A 20,521-nucleotide genomic window follows, 5' to 3' on the forward strand; every position below is an offset into this window, starting at 1 on the left:
GGAAGAGACATGGCCCGCCCCGGGCTGGCACTCACCGCAGCGCAAGACGGCATCTGGCTTTCCCAGCAGATCGATCCGGAGACCTCGGCGTACAACATCGCCTGGTACCACGAGATCCGGGGCGAGCTGGAGGTCGACCGGATGACCGAGGCCGTGGGGCGGGCCGTGCGCGAGGCGGAATGCCTGCACGTCCGGTTCCGCGACGCGGGCGGCGGGCCGGAGCAGATCGCGCACCCCGCGTCCGGCTGGCGGCTGCCGGTGCACGACCTGCGCGCCGAGGCCGATCCGCTGGGTACGGCCGAGGAGTGGATGCGGGCGGACCTGTCCCGTCCGGCCGACCTCGGCGGCGGGCCGCTGTTCACCCACGCGCTGCTGCGCGTGGGTGACCGGCACTTCCTCTGGTACCAGCGGTACCACCACCTCGTCATGGACGCCTACGGCTTCTCGGTGCTCTCGCGCCGGGTGGGCGAGCTGTACCGGGGTGAGGGCGCCGCGCGGGAGTGGCCGGTGGCCGCTCTCGTCGAGTCCGACGCCCGGTACCGGGCATCGGACTCCTGGGCGGCGGACCGCGAGCACTGGCTCGCCCGCATGGCCGACCGGCCGGACCCGGCTCGGCTGGTGACCGCCGCGGGCACGCCCTCGCGCACGTCGGTCGAGTTGCCCGAGGACCGCGTCGCGGCCCTGTGCGGCAGCGGGCACCGGCTCTCCCGGTTGGCGATCGCCGCGGTCGCCGCCTACACCCACCGCCTCACCGGCGAGACCGACGTCGTGCTCGGCCTGCCGGTGACCGCCCGGACCGCCGAGCACCGGGACGTGCCCGGCATGGTGTCCAACGTGCTCCCGCTGCGGCTGCGGGTGCGTCCGGACATGACGACCGCGGAGCTGGTGGCAGCGGTGGACCGCGAGGTGCGCGAGGTGCGCGCGCACGAGCGCTTCCGGGGCGAGGAGCTGGCCAGGGAGCTCGGCGTGCCGGGCGGGATCGCCGAGCTCGTCGGGCCGACGGTCAACTCCATGTCCTTCGAGGACGGTCTGGAGCTGCCGGGCCTGGACGTCCGCGCGCACAACCTCTCGCTCGGCCCGGTGAACGACCTGTCGGTCGCCGTGCACGACGGTCCGCGCGGGGTCCGGGTCGACTTCGACGCGGCCGAGCTCGGCGAGCACCCGGCCCGCTTCCTGCGGGTGCTGGAGGCCATCACCGACGACCGGCCGCTGCACACCATCGACCCCGTACCGCCGGAGGAGCGCAGGCTGGTCCTCGACCGGTTCGGGCGCGACGACCGCGCGGTGCGCGAGCTGTCCTGGCCGGCGGCGTTCGAGCGGCAGGTTCGCGAGACGCCCGACGCGGTGGCCGTGGTGTGCGAGGACCAGCAGCGGACCTACGGCGAGCTCAACGCCGAGGCCAACCGGCTCGCGCACCTGTTGCTGGCCGAGGGCGTCGGCGCGGAGCAGGTCGTCGCGGTCGCGGTGCCGCGTTCGGTCGAGATGGTCGCGGCGCTGCTGGCGGTGCTCAAGACCGGCGCCGCCTACCTGCCGCTGGACCTGGACCACCCGCCCGACCGGATCGCCTTCATGCTGCGCGAGGCCAGTCGTGTCGTGACGGTGCCCGAGCTGGCCGGTGAGCTCCCGCCCGGACCGCCGCAGGTGCTCGTCGGCGACGCGGCCGGTCGGCCGGCGCAGGACCCCGGCGTCGAGGTGCGGCTGGACCAGGCCGCCTACGTCATCTTCACCTCCGGTTCGACCGGGCGGCCCAAGGGCGTGGTCGTCACCCACGACGGCATCGGCAGCCTGGTCGCCACCGCCGTGGACCGGCTCGGCGTCGACGCGGGCAGCCGGGTGCTGCAGTTCGCGTCGGTCGGCTTCGACGTAGCGGTGTGGGAGCTGTCCATGGCGCTGTGCACCGGCGGGCGGCTGGTGGTCGTCCCCGAGCAGCGGCGGGTCGCCGGCCGCGATCTGACCGACTACGCCGTGGAGCACGGCGTCACCCACCTCGCGCTGCCGCCGTCGCTGGTGTCGGCGCTGCCCGCCGACTGCGAGCTGCCCGAGGACGCGGTCCTGCTGGTCGGCACCGAGGTGGTGCCCGCCGAGCTGATCGAGCGCTGGGCCAAGCGGCTGCGCGTCGTCGTGGCCTACGGGCTGACCGAGGCCACGGTGAACTCCACGCTGTGGATGGCCGAGCAGGGCCGGCGCGGTTCGGTGCCGATCGGGCGTCCCGACCCCAACACCCGGATCCACGTGCTGGACTCGGCGTTGCGGCCGGTGGGCGTGGGCGTGACCGGCGAGATCTACGTCGCCGGACGCGGCCTGGCCCGCGGCTACCTGGGGCGTCGCGGGCTGAGCGCGGAGCGCTTCGTCGCCGACCCGTTCGGCGAGCCGGGCGAGCGCATGTACCGCACCGGCGACCGGGCGCGGTGGCGGCCCGACGGCACGCTGTCGTTCCTGGGCAGGTCCGACGACCAGATCAAGATCCGGGGCCACCGGATCGAGCCGGGCGAGGTCGAGAGCGCGCTGATGGGCCATCCCGACGTCGTGCAGGCCGCCGTGCTGGCCAGGCAGGACCACCGGGGCGCGACCCGGCTGGTGGCCTACGTGCACGGCGAGGCCGACGGCGCCGCGGTGCGCGCCTTCGCCGAGACCCTGCTGCCGGACTACATGGTGCCCAACCCGGTGGTGGTCCTGGCCGAGCCGCTGCCGCTGACCCCCAACGGCAAGACCGACACCGCCGCGCTGCCCGTGCCGGACTGGGCCGCGCTGGCCGGCGCCGACCGGCCGACCACGGCCGCCGAGCACCACTTCGCCGAGCTGTTCGCCGAAGTCCTCGACCTCCCCTCGGTGGGGGTGCACGACAGCTTCTTCGAGCTGGGCGGCGACAGCATCGTCGCGATCGAGCTGGTGAGCAGGGCGCGGCGGGCCGGCTACGCGATCACGCCGAGGCAGGTCTTCCGGCAGCGCACCGCCGCCGCACTGGCCGCGGTCGCGCAGGAGCGAGGGATCGCCGCGCAGCGCGCGGATTCCGGTGTGGGCACGGTGGAACCGACGCCGATCGTGCACTGGCTGCGCGAGCTCGGAGGTGAGATCGAGCGCTTCCACCAGTGGACGCTGCTGACCACGCCCGCCGAGCTCGACCACGAACGCCTGCTCGAGATGGTGCAGGCGCTCGTGGACCGGCACGACGTGCTGCGGGCGCGGCTCCGGCCGGACTGGACTCTGGAGGTGCCCGAAGCCCCGGCGGTCCGGGCCGGTGACGTCGTCGAGACGGCGGACGGACCGGTGACCGACGAGCACCGCTCGTGGGCGGTTTCCGGGCTGGCGCCCCGAGAAGGCCGGGTGCTGCGGGTCGTGTGGTTCCCCGACGCGCAGCGGCTGCTGATGGTCGCGCACCACCTCGTCATCGACGGCGTGTCGTGGCGGATCCTGGCCTCCGACCTGGAACTGGCCTGGCAGCAGCTCAGCGCGGGCGAGCGCGTCGAGCTGCCGCCGGTCGGCACGTCGCTGCGCACGTGGTCGCGACTCCTGCGCGAGCACGCCGACGATCGCCGCGGAGAGTCGGCGCGCTGGCGCCATCCCGCCGACCGCGGACTGGGCAGCCGCCCGCTCGACGAGCAAGACACCGCGGCGACGCTGCGTTCGCTCACCGTGCAGGTGCCCGCGGAGCAGACCGAACCGCTGCTGAGCTCGGTGCCCGCCGCTTTCCACGGCAACGTCGACGACGTGCTGCTCACCGCGCTCGCGGTGGCCGTCGGGCGGTGGCGCGGCGGCGGGGATCTGCTGGTCGACCTGGAGGGCCACGGCCGCGAGGAGCACGTCTTCGGCGACGTGGACCTGACGCGCACGGTCGGCTGGTTCACCAGCCTGTTCCCGGTCCGGCTGAACCCCGGTGATCCCGCGGAGTTCGCCGCCGGATCGGTCGACCAGGCCGTCAAGCGGGTCAAGGAACAACTGCGCGTGCCCGACGGCGGACTCGGCTACGGGCAGCTGCGCCACCTGGCCGCCGAACCGGGTCTGGCCGGCGGCGCGCCGGTGCTGTTCAACTACCTGGGGCGGTTCTCGGTGCGCGGCGGGCGCGACTGGGCTCCCGCGCCCGAGGCGGACCCGCTGGGCGCCGGACGCGACCCCCGCATGCCGGTGGACCACGAGCTGGAGATCAACGCCGTGGTGCGCGACGACGACGGCGGTCCGCGCCTCAGCGCGACCCTGACCTGGCCGGAGGGCGTGCTCGCCGAGTCCGATGCGGCCGAGCTGGGCCGCGGCTGGGTCGAGGCGCTGGATTCCCTCGTGCGGCACGCCCGCGGTGGCCGCACGCCGTCGGACTTCCCGCTGGTGCGGCTCACGCAGGAGGAGACCGACGAGCTGCCCGCCGAGGTCGAGGACGTCCTGCCGGTGACCCCGTTGCAGGAAGGGCTGTTCTTCCACGCCTCCTTCGACGAGTCCGAGGCCGACGACTACCTCGTGCAGCAGGTGGTCGAGCTGCGCGGTCAGGTCGACGGCGAGTCGATGCGCCGCGCGGTGCGGGGGCTGGCCGAGCGGCACGCCCCGCTGCGCGCCGGCTTCCGGCAGCGCGCCGACGGCCGGGTCGTGCAGCTCGTCGACCGCCGGGTCGAGGTGCCGTGGCGGGAGGTCTCCGGTGACGTCGAGCAGGTCGCGGCCGAGGAGCGGTCGCGGCGCTTCGACCTGTCCGAGGCCCCGCTGATGCGCTGCGCGCTCGTGCGCGGCGACGGCAGGCACTGGCTCGTGCTGACGCTGCACCACATCGTCGCCGACGGCTGGTCGTCGCCGGTGATGGTGCGGGAACTGCTCGCCCTGCACACCCCTGGCGAGGAACTGCCCCCGGTCACCGCCTACCGCGACTACCTCGGCTGGCTGGCCGAGCGGGACGACGAGGCCGCCCGGCGCGCGTGGCGCGACGCGCTGCGCGGACTGGACGAACCGACGTTGCTGGCCACCGGGGACCGGGGTCCGCTCCGCCAGTGCACTGTGGACATCCCGGAGCAGGTGACGGCCGGGCTCGCCGCACGCGCCCGCGAGCTGGGCGTCACGCTGAGCACCGTCGTGCAGGGAGCGTGGGGCCTGCTGCTCGGAAGGCTCACCGGGCGCTGCGACGTCGTGTTCGGCACGACGGTCTCCGGTCGCGCCGCCGAGGTCGCCGGGGTCGAGTCGATGGTCGGCCTGCTGGCCAACACGGTGCCGGTGCGGATGCGCTGGCAGCCGGGCGCGTCGATCGCCGACGAACTGACCAGGTTGCAGTCCGAGCAGTCCGACCTGCTCGACCACCAGCACCTCGGCCTCGGCGAGATCCAGCGGCTGGCGGGCGCCGGCGAGCTGTTCGACACGTTGCTGGTCTTCGAGAACTACCCGTCCGAGGAACGCCTGACCGACGCGAGCGGGACGGTCGAGGTCGCGGGGTCGGAGTTCTTCGGCGCGGGCCACTACCCGCTCACGCTGGTCGTGATGCCGGGCGAGAAGCTGGAGCTGCAGTTCAAGCACCGGCTCGCCGACGCGGAGGCGCGCTCGATCGCCGAGCGGATGGCACGCGTGCTTGAAGCGGTGGCCGCCGACCCGGCGCGGCCGGCCGGCAGGATCGAGCTGTTGTCCGAGCGCGAGCACGACCGGCTCCGGGAGCTCAACGCCACGGCCCGCGAAGTGTCCGGGCGAACCCTGGTGGACGCCTTCGAGGCGCAGGTCGCGAAGACCCCCGACGCGACGGCGGTCGTCTTCGGTGCGACCGAGATGTCCTATGTGGACCTGGATGCCGCCGCCGAGCGGCTCGCGGCACGGCTGCGAGCCAGGGGAGCGGGGCCGGAGCAGGTCGTGGCGGTGGCCGTTGCCCGCTCGGCGGAGCTGGTGGTGGCGCTGCTCGGCGTGCTGAAGTCGGGTGCGGCGTACCTTCCCGTCGACCTGGACTACCCCGAGGACCGCATCGCCTACATGCTCTCGGACTCCCGGGCGCGCCTGGTGGTGACCACCCGGGACGCGGCCGGGCTGCCGGAAGGCGCCGAGCGCCTGTTCGTGGAGGACTCCGACTCCGACGTCTCCGGCTCCGCTCCCCAGGACGGGCCGCGTCCGGTGCCGGACAACCCCGCGTACCTCATCTACACCTCGGGTTCGACCGGCAGGCCCAAGGGCGTGGTGGTGACCCACCGGGCGATCGTCAACCGCCTGGAGTGGATGCAGGACCGCTACCGGCTCGGCGCGGACGACCGGGTCCTGCAGAAGACGCCGTCGAGCTTCGACGTCTCGGTGTGGGAGTTCTTCTGGGCGCTGGGCGTCGGAGCCGCGGTGGTGCTGGCCCGGCCGGACGGCCACCGCGACCCCGCCTACCTCGCCGGGCTCGTGCGTGCGCAGGGCATCACCACGATGCACTTCGTGCCGTCGATGCTGGCGGCGTTCCTCGGCACCGACGAGGTCACCGCCGACCCGGGCTGGGCGTCGTCGCTGCGCCGGGTGTTCAGCAGCGGTGAGGCGCTGGGCGGCGACCTGGCCGCGCAGTGGACCGAGCTGACCGGCGTGCGGCTGCACAACCTCTACGGGCCGACCGAGGCCGCCGTCGACGTCACGTGGTGGCCCTTCGACGGTGCGCCCGACGCGGTCGTGCCGATCGGGTGGCCGGTGTGGAACACCCGGCTGCACGTGCTGGACCCGTGCCTGCGCCCGGTGCCCGACGGCGTGCCGGGAGAGCTGTACCTGGCCGGTGTCCAGCTCGCCAGGGGATACCACCGGCGCGCGGAGCTGACGGCGCAGCGCTTCGTCGCCGACCCGTTCGGCGCGCCGGGCGAGCGGATGTACCGCACCGGCGACCTCGTGCGCCGCCGCCCCGACGGTGCCGTGGAGTACCTGGGCCGCGCGGACCGGCAGGTCAAGATCCGGGGCAACCGGATCGAGCTGGGCGAGATCGAGTCGGCGATGTCGCGGCTTCCCGGTGTCGCCCACGCCGCCGTCGTCGCCAGGGAGGACGGCCCGTCGGTGCGCCTGGTGGGCTACTTCGTGCCGTCCGCGCCGGTGGACACCGCGGAGCTGGAGGCGACGCTGGCGGCCGAGCTGCCCGCGGCGATGGTGCCGACCGCGTTCGTGGAGCTCGACGCGCTGCCGGTGACCCCGAGCGGCAAGCTCGACCGGGACGCGCTGCCCGCGCCGTCGACGCGGCGGAGCGCGGCGGGCGGCCCCGGTGACCAGCGCAGGCGGCGGCTCTGCGAGATCTTCGCCGACGTCCTCAAGCAGGAGGTCGGGGTCGACGACGACTTCTTCGCCCTCGGCGGCGACAGCATCCTGTCGATCGCGGTGTCCAGCCGGGCCCGCAAGGCCGGGCTCGACCTCAGCCCGCGCGACGTTTTCGAGCACCGCACACCCGCGGCGCTGGCCGCGCTCGGCGGCGAGACTCCCGCCGAGGCCGCGATGGCCGACTCCGACGGCGTCGGGGACGTGGCGCTGCTGCCCGTCGTGCACTGGCTGCGCGAACGCGGAGGCAGCATCGACCGGTTCAACCTCTCGATGCTGCTGCGGACCCCGGCGGGTGCCCGCGAGCAGGACCTGACCGCCGCGCTGCAAGCGGTCCTGGATCACCACGACGCGTTGCGGTTGCGCCTCACGCGCGTCGCCGGAGTGCTGTGGTCGCTGGAGACCCGGCCTGCCGGGGCGGTGTCCGCGCGGGAGGTGCTGCGCCGCGTCGAGTCCGCGGAGCCGGTCCAGGCCGAGGCGGAGTCCGAAGTGGACCGCCTCGAGCCCGAAGCGGGAACCGTGCTGCGCGCGGTGTGGTTCGACGCGGGTGAGCAGCCCGGGCACCTTTTCCTCGCGCTGCACCACCTCGCCGTCGACGGCGTCTCCTGGCGGATCCTGTCCGAAGACCTGCGCACCGCGTGGGAAGCCGCGGTCGCCGGCCGCGAACCCGTGCTCGACCCGGTCGGCACGTCGTTGCGCCACTTCGCCCGCGTCCTCACCGAGCAGGCGCAGACCCCGCGGCGCATGGGTGAGCTCGAGTACTGGACGGAGGTCCTGCGCCCCGGTGCGGAACTGCTGCCGTCGGCGAACGCCGGCGGCACCGCGGGATCCGCGCGCCGGACGACGACCCGGCTTTCGGTCGCCGAGACCGAGCCGCTGCTGACCGACGTGCCCGCCGCGGTCCGGGCCGACGTCACGGAGGTCCTGCTCGCCGCGCTGCGGATCGCGGTCTCGCGCTGGCACGAGCGCCACGGCCGCGACGCCGGAGCCGACCTGCTCGTGGACGTCGAACGGCACGGCCGCGAGGAGATCACCGACGGGATCGACCTGTCCCGCACGGTCGGGTGGTTCACCAGCATCCAGCCCGTCCGCCTGTCCGGCGCCGCGGAGCCGCTGGAGGTCCTCAGGTCGGTCAAGGACGGGGTGCGGTCGGCACCCGACCGCGGCATCGGCCACGGCATGCTGCGCGGCCTGAACCCGCAGACGGCACCGATCCTGGCCGGGGCCGCCTCGGCGCAGGTGCTGTTCAACTACCTGGGCCGCCTGCCCGCCTCCGGCGGTGACTGGACGCCCACCGGCGCGCTGACCGTCGAGCCCGACGACGACCTGGGCACGCCCTACGCGCTGCAGGTCGACGCGGTCTGCGACGACACGCCGGAGGGCCCGCGGCTGAGCCTGCACTGGACCTGGCAGGACAACGCGCTGTCGGCCGAGGACGTCGACGAGCTCGCCGCGGGGTGGGCCGAGGCGGTGCGAGCACTCGCGCGCGGCGGACCGGCGGGGCTCACGCCCTCGGACCTGGCCACGGTGTCGCTGGAGCAGGCCGAGATCGACCGCGTGGAGCGGGTCAGCCCGGTGCCGGTGGAGGACATCTGGCCGCTTTCCCCGTTGCAGGAAGGGCTTTTCTTCCACTCCAGCTACGACCAGTCGGCCCTCGACGTCTACACCGCGCAGGACGCGCTGGACTTCGACCACCGCATCGACCTGGAGCGTCTGCGGGCGGCGTGCGCGCGGCTGCTGCACCGCAACCCGAGCCTGCGCGCGGGCTTCACCAGCGACGGCCTGAGCCGCCCGGTGCAGTTCATCGGCACCGAACCGGCGATGCCGCTGGAGGTGGTCGACCTCGGCGACCTGCCCGAGGACGAGCGGGCGCGACGCGTCGGCGAACTGATGTCGGCCGACCGCAGGAGCAGGTTCGACCTCGCCCGCCCGCCGCTGTGCAGGCTGCTGCTGATCCGGATGGGACCGGACCGGGACCGACTGGTCATCACCCACCACCTGGTGCTGTGGGACGGTTGGTCGGAGGGGCTGTTCCTGCGGGAGCTGTTCACCCTCTACGACCGGCCGGACGCCGAGCTGCCGGCGCCCGGCTCCTACCGCGACTACCTCGCCTGGCTCGGGCGGCAGGACAACGACCTGGCGGTCCGCGCCTGGCGGCACGCGCTGTCCGGACTGGACGAGCCCACATTGCTGGGGCCGTCGAGCAGCGAGCCCGCCATTCCCGAACAACTGCGGGTCCAGTTGCCGGAGGAGCTGTGCGAGCGCCTGCGGCGCACCGCGCGGGAGCACGGGCTGACGCTCAACACCGTGCTCAACGCGGTGTGGGGATTGGTGTTCTCCAGCGCCGTCGGCCGCAACGATGTCGTGTTCGGCAGCACCGTGTCGGGCAGGCCCGCCGACATCCCGGACGTGGAGAACATCATCGGGATGTTCCTCAACACGGTCCCGGTGCGCGTCACCCTCGACCCGACGGAGTCGCTGCTGGAGCTGTTGCGCCGCATCCAGTCGCAGCGCGCCGAGCTGATGCCGCACGACTACGTGGGACTCGGTGTCCTGCAACGGGAAACCGGCCACGCGCGGCTGTTCGACTCGCTCTACGTGCTGCAGAACTTCGCCGACGAGAGCGGTTTCGAGCGGCTCCGGGAGAAGTTCGGCATCAGCTCGGTGGGCAGCGTCGACGCCACCCACTACCCGCTGACGCTGGTGGTGACCCCGGCCGCGCGGCTGGGCGTGATGCTGGCCTACCGGCCCGACGTCATCGCGCACGGCGACGCCCAGGCCATGCTGGAGCGGTTCACCTCCCTGCTGGAGCGGCTGGACCTCTCGGCCGAGGTGGGCACCCTGGACCTGCTGCTGCCGGAGGAACGGCGCGAGCTGGAGCGGGACTGGGACGCCGGCCGCAACCCGATGTCTGAGGAGACCGTCGCCGACATGCTCGCGGCCCAGGCGGCCCGCACACCCGACGAGGTGGCGCTGGTCTTCGGCGAGCAGCGGCTCACCTACGCCGAGCTGGACGCGCGCATCAACCGCCTCGCGCGGCTGCTGCTCGCGCGCGGCGCGGGCCCGGAACGCGTTGTGGCGCTGGGACTTCCGCGTTCGACGGAGATGGTCGTCGCGCTGTTCGCGGTGCTGCGCACCGGCGCGGCGTACCTGCCGCTGGACCTCGACCACCCGGCCGACCGGCTGCGGATGATGATCGAGGACACCGAGCCGGTGTGCCTGGTGTCGACGACCTCGGTCGCCCCGTCGCTGCACGGGGCCCCGGCCGAGCACCGGGTCCTGGTCGACGACCCGGCGGTGGCCGAGGAACTGGCCGGGCTCTCCGGCGCCGGTCTCGCCGACGCCGAGCGCCCCGGCTTCGCGCCCGGCACGCCGGACCGCATGGAGCACCCGGCCTACGTCATCTACACCTCCGGGTCCACCGGCAAGCCCAAGGGCGTGGTCACCCCGTACCGGGGGCTGACCAACATGCAGCTCAACCACCAGGAAGCGGTCTTCGGCCCGGCCATCGCCTCGGCCGGTGGACGGCGGCTGCGCATCGCCCACACCGTGTCGTTCGCCTTCGACATGTCGTGGGAGGAGCTGCTCTGGCTGGTCGAGGGCCACGAGGTGCACGTCTGCGACGAGGAGCTGCGCCGGGACGCCGAGGCGCTGGTGTCCTACTGCGACGAGCACGGCATCGACGTGGTCAACGTGACCCCGACCTACGCCCAGCTGCTCATCGAGGAAGGACTGCTCGAGGGGTACCGGCCCGCGCTGGTGCTGCTCGGCGGCGAGGCCGTCTCCGAGGCGGTGTGGACGAGCCTGCGCGACACCGACGGCACCTACGGCTACAACCTGTACGGGCCGACCGAGTACACGATCAACACGCTGGGTGCGTCCACGTTCGACAGCGACAGCCCGACGGTGGGCCGCGCCATCTGGAACACCCGCGCCTACGTGCTCGACCCGTACCTGCGCCCGGTCCCGCCGGGCGTGCCGGGTGAGCTCTACATCGCCGGTGTCGGCCTGGCGCGCGGCTACCACCGCAGGTTCGGGCTGACCGCGGAGCGGTTCGTCGCCGACCCGTTCGGCGATCCGGGCGACCGGATGTACCGCACCGGCGACCTGGTGCGGCGGCGCGACGACGGCAACCTGGACTTCCTCGGGCGCACCGACGACCAGGTCAAGATCCGCGGCTACCGGGTGGAGCTCGGCGAGATCGAGTCCGCGCTGGACTCCCACCCCGGCGTCTCCCAGGCCGCCGTCGTGGCCGACACCTCCACCGCGGTGCCGAGGCTGGTCGGCTACGTGGTCGGGCCGGTGGCCGACGGCGAGCTGCGCGAGCACCTCAAGCAGCGCCTGCCCGACTACATGGTCCCGGCCGCGCTGATGACCGTGGAGCGCCTGCCGCTGACGGTCAACGGCAAGCTCGACGTCAAGGCGCTGCCCGAGCCGGTGCCGGCCACCGCGCAGGACAGCCGTCCGCCGCGGACCGAGGCCGAACGCGTCCTGTGCGAGCTGTTCGCCGACGTGCTGGGCGCCGACCAGGTCGGCATCGACGACGACTTCTTCGACCTGGGCGGGCACTCGCTGCTGGCCACCCGGCTGATCAGCCGGGCCCGCACGGCGCTGGCCGCCGAGCTGGAGATTCGCGACCTCTTCGACGCCCCGACCGTGGCCGAGCTGGTCCGGCGCACCGGGGACCGGGAGGCGGTGCGGCCCGCGCTGGTCGCCCAGGAGCGGCCGGAGGAGGTGCCGCTGTCGTTCGCCCAGCGGCGGCTGTGGGTCATCCAGCAGATGGAGCCGGACTCCTCGGCCTACAACTTCCCCATCGTGGTGCGGTTGCGGGGCGAGCTCGACCTGGACGCGCTGCGCGCCGCGGTCGCCGACGTGGCCGCCCGGCACGAGGCGCTGCGCACGGTGTTCGGTGTGCGCGACGGTGTTCCGTTCCAGCGGGTGGTGCCCGTGGAGGAGGCACGGCCGGTGTTCGAGGTGGTCGCCGACCGGCCGGGGGTCGTGCAGGAGGCGATCGAGCGGCCGTTCGACCTCGCATCGGAGATCCCGTTGCGGGTCACCGTCGTCGAGGCCGGCGAGGACGAGCACGTGGTGGTGCTGCTCCTGCACCACATCACCACCGACGAGTGGTCGGACCGGCCGTTCCTGCGCGACCTCTCGCAGGCCTACGCGGCGCGGCGTGACGGCGGCGAGCCCGGTTGGGAACCGCTCGCCGTGCAGTACGCCGACTACGCGCTCTGGCAGCAGCGCACGCTCGGCGATCCGTCCGATGAGGACGGTCTGGCCGCGTCCCAGCTCGACTACTGGCATCGGACGCTGGCCGGGGCACCGGAGGAGGTTGAGCTGCCCGCCGACCGGCCGCGCCCGGCCCGCCCCACCTCCGCGGGCGGCACGGTGGAGGTCGAGCTGGACTGCGACGGCATCCGGCAGCTCAGCCAGGACTCCGGCGCGAGCACCTTCATGGTGCTGCACGCCGCGGTCGGCGCACTGCTGAACCGGTTGGGCGTGGGGGAGGACATCCCGCTCGGCGCGCCGATCGCCGGACGCACCGACGAGGCGCTCGACGACCTGGTCGGCTTCTTCGTCAACACGCTGGTGCTGCGCACCGACGTCTCCGGCGACCCCGGGTTCGAGGAGCTGCTGGCACGGGTCCGCGAGCTGGACCTGGCGGCGTTCTCGCACGCCGACGTGCCGTTCGAGGCGGTGGTGGAACGGCTCAACCCGGTCCGTTCGCCGGGCCGCAACCCGCTGTTCCAGGTGATGGTGAGCTACCACAGCCGCACCGCGGGCGGTTTCGAGCTGGCGGGGCTGGAGGTCGAGCCGGAGCCGTTCCAGACCCGGGCGGCCAAGTTCGACCTCGTGTTCAGCTTCACCGAGCACGCGGACCGGATCACCTGCTGCCTGGAGTACGCCGGCGACCTGTTCGACCGCGAGACCGTCGAGGCGCTCGGCCGCAGGCTGGCCGTGCTCGTCGACGCCGTGGTCGCCGACCCCGCCCGGCCGGTCGGTGAACTGGACGTGCACACCGACGACGACCGCGTGCTGGAGGAGTTCAACACCACCTACCGGCCGGTGCCCGAGCTGTCGTTCCCCGAGCTGTTCCAGCGCCAGGTGCTGGCGGCACCGGACGCGGTCGCGCTGGTCGACGGCGACCGGCGGCTCACCTACTCCGAGCTGGACCGCCGCGCCGACGGCGTGGCGGGCGTGCTGCTGGCCGCGGGCGTGCGGCGGGGCGACGTCGTCGGTGTCGCGCTCCCGCGCTCGGTGGAGAACGTGGCGACGATGCTGGCAGCGCTCAAGCTCGGCGCCGCCTACCTGCCGCTGGACCTGTCGTACCCGCGGGAGCGGTTGTCCTACGTGCTCACCGACTCCGGTGCCGGCGTCGTGGTCACCACCCGCGCGGAGGCCGACCGGGTGCCCGCGGCCGACGGCGTCGAGCTGCTGGTGCTGGACGAGGTCGCCGACGAGCCCGGCGTGGCGCTGCCACCGCCGCCAGGGCTCGACGACGCCGCCTACGTCATCTACACCTCCGGCTCCACCGGCAGGCCCAAGGCGGTGGTCGTCCCGCACGACGGCATCGCGAGCCTGGTGGCGACCGCGGTCGACCGGGTCGGCGTCACAGCCGAGAGCCGAGTGCTGCAGTTCGCGTCGCCGGCGTTCGACGTCGCGGTGTTCGAGACGGCGATGGCGCTCTGCGTCGGAGGCCGGCTGGTGCTCGTACCGGAGCAGGCCCGCGTCGCGGGTGAGCCGCTGACGGATCTGCTGCTCGAACAGGGCATCACGCACGCGGCGCTGCCACCGGCGCTGCTGGCGGCCCTGCCCGCCCCGTGCCGGCTCCCCGAGGGGATCACGGTGCTGGTGGGCACCGAGGCGGTGCCGCCGCACCTGATCGAGCGGTGGGCAGGGCACGCGCGGCTGGTCGTCGCCTACGGCCTGACCGAGGCCACGGTGAACTCCACGCTGTGGACGGCCGAACCGGGAACCGGCACCGTCCCCATCGGACGCCCGGACCCCAACACCCAGGCGCACGTGCTGGACGCGAACCTGCGTCCGGTGCCGCTGGGCGTGCCCGGCGAGCTCTACATCGCCGGACGCGGCCTGGCCCGCGGCTACCTGGGACGGCACGGGCTCACCGCGGAGCGGTTCGTGGCCTGCCCGTTCGGGGAACCCGGCACCCGCATGTACCGCACGGGCGACCGGGTCCGGTGGCGCCGCGACGGCACGCTGGACTTCCTCGGCCGGGTGGACGAGCAGATCAAGATCCGCGGTTTCCGGGTCGAGCCGGGCGAGGTCGAGGCCGCGCTGGTCGCGCACCCGGCGGTCCGGCAGGCCGTGGTCGTCGCGGACGAGGGCTCCCGGCTGATCGGCTACGTCGTGCCGGAGGGACAGGTCGACACCGCCGAGCTGCGCACGCACGTGAGCGGGCTGCTGCCCGAGCACATGGTGCCCGCCGCCGTGGTGGAGCTGGACCGCATCCCGTTGTCCCCCAACGGGAAGGTGGACCGGCGCGCGCTGCCCGCGCCCGACTGGTCGGCGATGACCGGCGACGACCGGCCGGCCACCGCGCAGCAGCGCGCGCTCGCCGAACTGTTCGCCGAGGTGCTGGGACTGCCCGAGGTCGGCGTGCACGACGGGTTCTTCGCGCTCGGCGGGCACTCCATGGCCGCGATGCGGCTGCTGGGCGCGATCCGCTCGGTGTTCGCCGCGGAGCTGACGGTGCGCGACGTCTTCGACGCGCCCACGGTGGCGGCGCTGGCCGGCAAGATCGCCTCCGCCGAGGCGGGCCGCGCGCCGCTGCGGGCGGGGGAGCGCCCGGCCGAGCTGCCGCTCGCTCCGCCGCAGCGCCACCGCTGGTCGCGGTACGGGGACTTCCCCGGCCACGACCACGCCCTGGTGCTGCGCACCTCGGGGATGGACGCCGACGCGCTGGCGTCGGCGCTGCGCGACGTGGTCGCCCGGCACGAACCGCTGCGCACGGTCGTGGTGGAACGCGACGGGCAGGCGTACCAGCAACTCGTGGACGGGCCGGAGCTGGAAGTCCTCGACGTCACCGGGGACCTGGACGAACGGGTCGCCGAACTGGCGCGCGAGGCGCCGGACCTGCGCGAGCAGTCGCCGTTGCGCGCCCGGCTGCTCGTCGCGCCGGACGGCGGCCAGCGGTTGCTGCTGACGATGCACTACCTCGGCATCGACGAGTGGTCGACCGTTCCGCTGTTCCGCGACCTGGCCGCCGCCTATGCGGCCCGGCGGGAGGGTGCGGTCCCGGACCGGGCCCCGCTGCCGGTGAGCTACGCGGACTACACGCGCTGGGCGTGGGAAGTCCTCGGCGACCCCGCCGACCCGGGTAGCAGGCACGCCCGCCAGCTCCGCTACTGGCGGGAGGCGCTGGCCGGGATGCCCGAGCTGCCGCTGCCGGTGGACCGGCCCCGGGCCGGATCACGCGGCGGCCGCGGCGACTTCGTCGAGTTCGTCATCGACGCCGAGGAGCACGAGGAGATCGACCGCCTCGCCCAGCGCAGCGGCGCCAGCATGTTCATGGTGCTGCACGCCGCGCTGGCCGCGCTGCTGACGCGGCTGGGAGCGGGCGAGGACCTGCCGATCGGCACGTTCACCGCGGGACGGTCCGAGGACTCGCTGACCGACCTGGTCGGCTGCTTCTTCAACACCGTCGTCCTGCGCACCGACACCACCGGTGACCCGACCTTCGCCGAGCTCCTCGGCAGGGTCCGGGAGACCGCGCTGAGCGCGCTGGACCGCCAGGAACTGCCGTTCGACGACGTGCTGCGCGAGGTACCCTCCGCACGCGCCCCGCAGGTGCTGCTCGTGCACCACGAGCAGGCGAACCTGACCGCCCTCGACGAGGGCGGGCTCTCGGCGGTGCCGACGGGGACCACCCCCGCCGAGCTGGCGCTGAGCTTCTACGAACCGCGCGGCGGCGGGCCGGTGCACTGCGTGCTCGGCTACGACGCCGACCTGTTCGACGCCGAGACCGCCCGGTGGCTCGCCGACGGCGTGCTCGGCGCGGTGCGGGCCGCCGTGCGCGGCCCCGGCCGCACGATTTCCGAGATCGATCCGCCTAGGAGGACCTGGTGACCAACCCGTTCGAAGACCCCGAGGGCCGCTACCTGGTGCTGCGCAACGACGAGGACCAGCACTCGCTGTGGCCGGCCTTCGTCGAGGTGCCCCAGGGCTGGACGCAGGTGTTCGGCCCGGAAGGCCGGGAGGCGTGCGTGGACTACGTCGAGCAGAACTGGACCGACCTGCGCCCGCGCAGCCTGCGCGAAGCCTCCTGACGCCTCCGACGAGCGCGGCACGAAGCCCCTGCCGGTGGTGGTCTCCCCACCGCGGGCCGGGCCTTCGTGCTGGGCCGAGGCCGAGCGTCAGGGGCAGGCCGGGCACCGCTCAGCCGGCCCGATGCGGGCGTTCACAGCGGGAAGTGGGCGAGGTGTCCTGACGCGACGTGCTCGCACTGGCTGATGACGGCTACTCGGCGGGTCCGCCTGTGCCGGCTGCGGCGTGGGTTTCGCCGTTGATGACCGCCGCTGCAAGGCTTCGCCGATGTCGAACGCGTGGCCGGGTTTCGTGGGTAACGGACGGGCGCTTTCCGATCGACGGTTCCCACTCGACCCTCCAAGGAGCAGTGTCCGAACCGGACCGCTGGTCGGTCCGGTTCGGACACCCGACGGCGTTGCCGGAGCCTCCGGCCGCCTGGGCTCAGACCGGCTGGCGGGTGTCGGACCACGCCTTCCACAGCGCCGCGTAGCGGCCGCCCGCCGCCACCAGCTCGTCGTGGGTGCCGGTCTCGACGACCTGCCCCGCGTCGAGCACGACGATCCGGTCCGCGGCAGCCGCCTGCGTCAGGCGGTGCGCCACCACCAGCGCGGTGCGGCCCTCCAGGGCCCGCGCGGCGGCGGTCTCCAGCTCCCGCGCGCCGCTGCTCCCCGCCTCGGCCGTGGCTTCGTCCAGGATCGCCACCGGCGGGTCGGCCAGCACGAGCCTGGCCAGCGCGAGCTGCTGCGCCTGGGTGGCGGTGAGCCGGTGGCCGCCGTCGCCGACCACGGTCTCGATGCCGTCGGGCAGCGCCTCGGCCCACTCCAGGGCGCGGACGCGCTCCAGCGCCGCGCGCAGGTCGTCGTCGGTGGCGCCGGGACGGGCCAGCCGCAGGTCGTCGGCCAGCCTGCCGGCGAAGACGTGCACCTCCTGGCTGATCAGCGCCACCGCCGCGCGGGTCGCGGTCGGGCCGAGCTCGTCGAGCGGGACGCCGCCGAGGCTGATCGACCCGGTCGTGGGCCGGTGCACCCCGGCCAGCAGCTTGGCCACCGTGGTCTTGCCCGCTCCACTGGCACCGACCAGCGCGACCTTCTCCCCGGCGTCGATGTGCAGGTGCAGGTCGCTGAGGATCTCGTGGCCCGGCACGTATGAGTGGGCGACACCGCTGGCCTTCACCGAGGTGTCCAGCAGGGCGGGCGGCGACTGCGGCTCGGCCGCGGCGGGCAGGTCGGCCACGCCCACCAGGCGGGCGAGGCTGGCGCCCGCCGACTGGGCGTCGTCGGCCAGCGCGAGCGCGATGTTGACCGGCGTGAACAGGCTGTGGAAGTACAGCGCGGCGGCGGTCGCGGTGCCGATACTGACCTGCCCGTCACCGACCAGCAGGAACCCGGTCACCAGCACGGCGGCCAGGCCGACGAACTCGGCGAGGTTGAGCCGGGAGAAGAACCTGCTCAGCAGCCGGACCCCGCGCAGGGACAGCGCCACGGCCGCCCCCGAACGCTGCCGCACCTTCCCGACGTGCGCGTCGGAGAGCCCGAACGCGCGGACCGTGCGGGCGCCTCCGATGGTGTCGAGGAGCTGCTGCTGCTGGACTCCGACGGTGACGCGCTGCTCGGAGTAGATCGGCGGCGCGCGGCGGCCGTACCAGCGCAGCGTGTAAACCTGGATCGGCGCGGCCAGCAGCGCCGCGAGGAGGAAACGCCAGTCCAGCAGCGCGAGCCCGCCGAGCGTGAGCGCGATGGTCAGCACCGCCTGGGCGAGCTCCGGCAGCGGTTCCCGCACCGACTTGGCGATCATCGACACGTCGTTGGTGACCCGCGCGGTGAGGTCGCCGGAACCGGCGCGTTCGATGCGATCGAGCGGCAGGTGCAGCACCCGCTGCACGAAGACCTCGCGCAGCGTCGCGAGCAGCGTCTCGCCGAGTCTGCCCATCAGCGACAGCCCGCAGCCGGTGGCCGCGCCGCGGGCGACGGCGACCAGCCCGAGCAGCGCCACCGGCCAGGTCAGCGCGTCGGCGGGCTGCCCGGAGGCGATGACGTCGACCACGCGGCCGAGCAGCGGCGCGGTCAGCAGGCTGATCGCGGTGGCCGCGAGCAGGACCGCGAACGCGGCCCCTGCCAGCGGCCAGTGCGCGCGGAGCAGGGAGCCGACCACGCCGCGGGTGCGGGCCGGGGTGGCGGTGGGGAGCAGGTCGCCCTGCACAGGTGCCTCCGTCATGCCAGTACCGCCGTGCGGTAGTTCTCGTCGTCGACCAGTTCGCTGTGGTGGCCGTGGCGCACCGACGTCCCGTCGAGCACGAGCACGCGGTCGGTGACGGCCAGCAGGGCCGGGCTGGTGGTGACCAGGACGGTCGTGCGGGAGCGGCGGATCTCGCGGATCCCGGCGGCGATGCGCGCCTCGGTCACCGCGTCGACCGCGGTCGTCGGGTCGTGCACCACCAGCACGGGCGGATCGGCGGCCAGCGCCCGGGCGAGGGCGACCCGCTGGCGCTGGCCGCCCGACAGCGAGTGGCCGCGCTCGGTCAGCGCGGTGTCGAGGCCGTCCGGCAGCGCCCGCGCCACCTCGTCGACCCCGGCGGCGCGGATAGCAGGTGCGCTGTCCCGTTCGGACTCGCAGCGCACGTTGTCCAGGACGGTGCCTTCGAACAGGTCGGCGTCGTGCGCGGCGACGAGCAGCGCGCGGCGGGCCTCGGCGGGATCCAGGCAGGACAGCGCGACACCGTCGAGCTCGACCGAACCGGAGGCGGGGTCCACGTCCCGGGCCAGGCATTCCAGCAGCGCGGTCGCGGTCGACGGGGACGTGGTGACCACCCCGACCAGCTCGCCGGCGGCGATGTCGAAGTCGGCACCGGCGAGGGCGGCGTGGCTGACGCCGCGGAACCGGACCCGGCCGCGGACCGGCTCCGGCAGCCGCTCGGCACCCGCCGCGACGGCGTGCGGGGCGGCGAGCACCGCGGCGACCCGCTCCGCCGAGGCGCGGCCCTGCGCCAGGCGGGCGTTGACCATGGTGAAGATCGACAGGGGGCCGAGCAGGAACTGCGCTAGTCCCACCGCGGAGACCAGCTCGCCGACGCTGAGGGCGCCGCCGGCGGCCAGCCGTCCGCCGACCAGCGCGACGACGGCGATGAACACGCCGTTCATGGCCAGGATCGCGCCGTTGTGCCAGGCGCGGGCACCTGCCGAGCGCACGCTGGCGTCCAGCGAGTCGCGGCTGGTGCGGTGGTAGCGGGCGATCGCCGCGGACTCCGCGCCGATGCCCTTGAGGATCCGCAGCCCGCCCACCAGGTCGGCGGCGATGCCGGAGGCGTCGGCGGCCCGCTGCTGCTCCAGCCCGCTGCGGCGCTCCAGCGGTTTGCCGACCAGGTGGATCAGCCACAGCAGCGGCGGCGCGCCGAGCAGGATCAGCAGGCCGAGCGGGACCGACATCCGCAGCAGCACCACGGCCGTCACGGCCACGCCCGCCAGCGCCGAGACGCCGAACGGCACCGCCGAGGCGATCGCGCCGACGCGGCGCGCGTCCTCGGTGGCGATGTTCACCAGCGCACCGGGCAGGTGGCCCTCCTCGGCGCCGCCGCGGGGGTCGAGGACCCGGCGGCTCAGCTCGGTCCGGAGGTCGTGCGCGGACTGCTCGGCGGCCCGCTCGGACGCGCGGACGGCGAACCGGTAGCAGCTCGACAGGGCCGCGAACGTGGCGGCCAGCGCGCCGAGCCACAGGGCGAGGTCGCCGACCGAGCCGCCGGCGACGGCCTGGTCGATCACCACGCCGATGAGCACCGGCACCAGGGCCTCACCCGCCTGGTGGCCGCTCGCCAGCAGCGAGGACCCGACGAGGAACCGGGTCTGCCCGGACATGGCTTTCTTCAGCACTTCGCGGCCGGATGGCACCCCGGTGCGCACCCCACCACCTCCTGACTCCGCTCATCGCCTGCCCCGCAGGCGGGGGCACCGAGGTCTCAGTGCACAAGGCCCAAGTGTTAGGTAAGCCTACTCTAAAAGATGTTGTCCACCAGGGCCCGGTTCGGGGCGCACCGCCCGATTCTGACGCC

At 74.1% G+C, this 20,521-nt stretch carries 4 protein-coding genes; 2 read left to right on the forward strand and 2 right to left on the reverse strand.

Features of this window, described 5'->3' with window-relative positions:
• The first annotated feature begins 9 nt into the window (after nucleotides 1-9).
• Complete coding sequence (locus SACE_RS14730) at nucleotides 10-16,299, forward strand: non-ribosomal peptide synthetase (protein ID WP_011873916.1); 16,290 nt, start codon at nucleotides 10-12, stop codon at nucleotides 16,297-16,299.
• A complete protein-coding gene (locus SACE_RS14735; protein WP_009949801.1) occupies nucleotides 16,296-16,499 on the forward strand; it encodes an MbtH family protein in 204 nt (67 codons plus the stop codon). Before SACE_RS14730 ends, SACE_RS14735 begins: the two co-directional genes overlap by 4 nt.
• A 421-nt stretch (nucleotides 16,500-16,920) precedes the next feature.
• Here the strand turns inward: SACE_RS14735 and SACE_RS14740 are convergent, their stop codons facing one another.
• Nucleotides 16,921-18,678: an ABC transporter ATP-binding protein gene (locus tag SACE_RS14740; protein WP_009949800.1), complete on the reverse strand. Its 1,758-nt coding sequence runs from the start codon at nucleotides 18,676-18,678 to the stop codon at nucleotides 16,921-16,923.
• Between the two features lie 11 nt (nucleotides 18,679-18,689).
• Nucleotides 18,690-20,327, reverse strand: a complete 1,638-nt coding sequence (locus tag SACE_RS14745) for an ABC transporter ATP-binding protein (RefSeq protein WP_011873917.1) — start codon at nucleotides 20,325-20,327, stop codon at nucleotides 18,690-18,692.
• Between the last annotated feature and the right edge of the window lie 194 nt (nucleotides 20,328-20,521).

The organism is Saccharopolyspora erythraea NRRL 2338, from assembly GCF_000062885.1.
Lineage (GTDB): Bacteria > Actinomycetota > Actinomycetes > Mycobacteriales > Pseudonocardiaceae > Saccharopolyspora_D > Saccharopolyspora_D erythraea.

What these genes read in the sequence shown, in the direction of transcription:
- SACE_RS14730 (WP_011873916.1), top strand. Translation starts at nt 10, where the DNA reads ATGGCCCGCCCCGGGCTGGCACTCACCGCAGCGCAAGACGGCATCTGG.
- SACE_RS14745 (WP_011873917.1), bottom strand. Translation starts at nt 20,327, where the DNA reads ATGTCCGGGCAGACCCGGTTCCTCGTCGGGTCCTCGCTGCTGGCGAGC.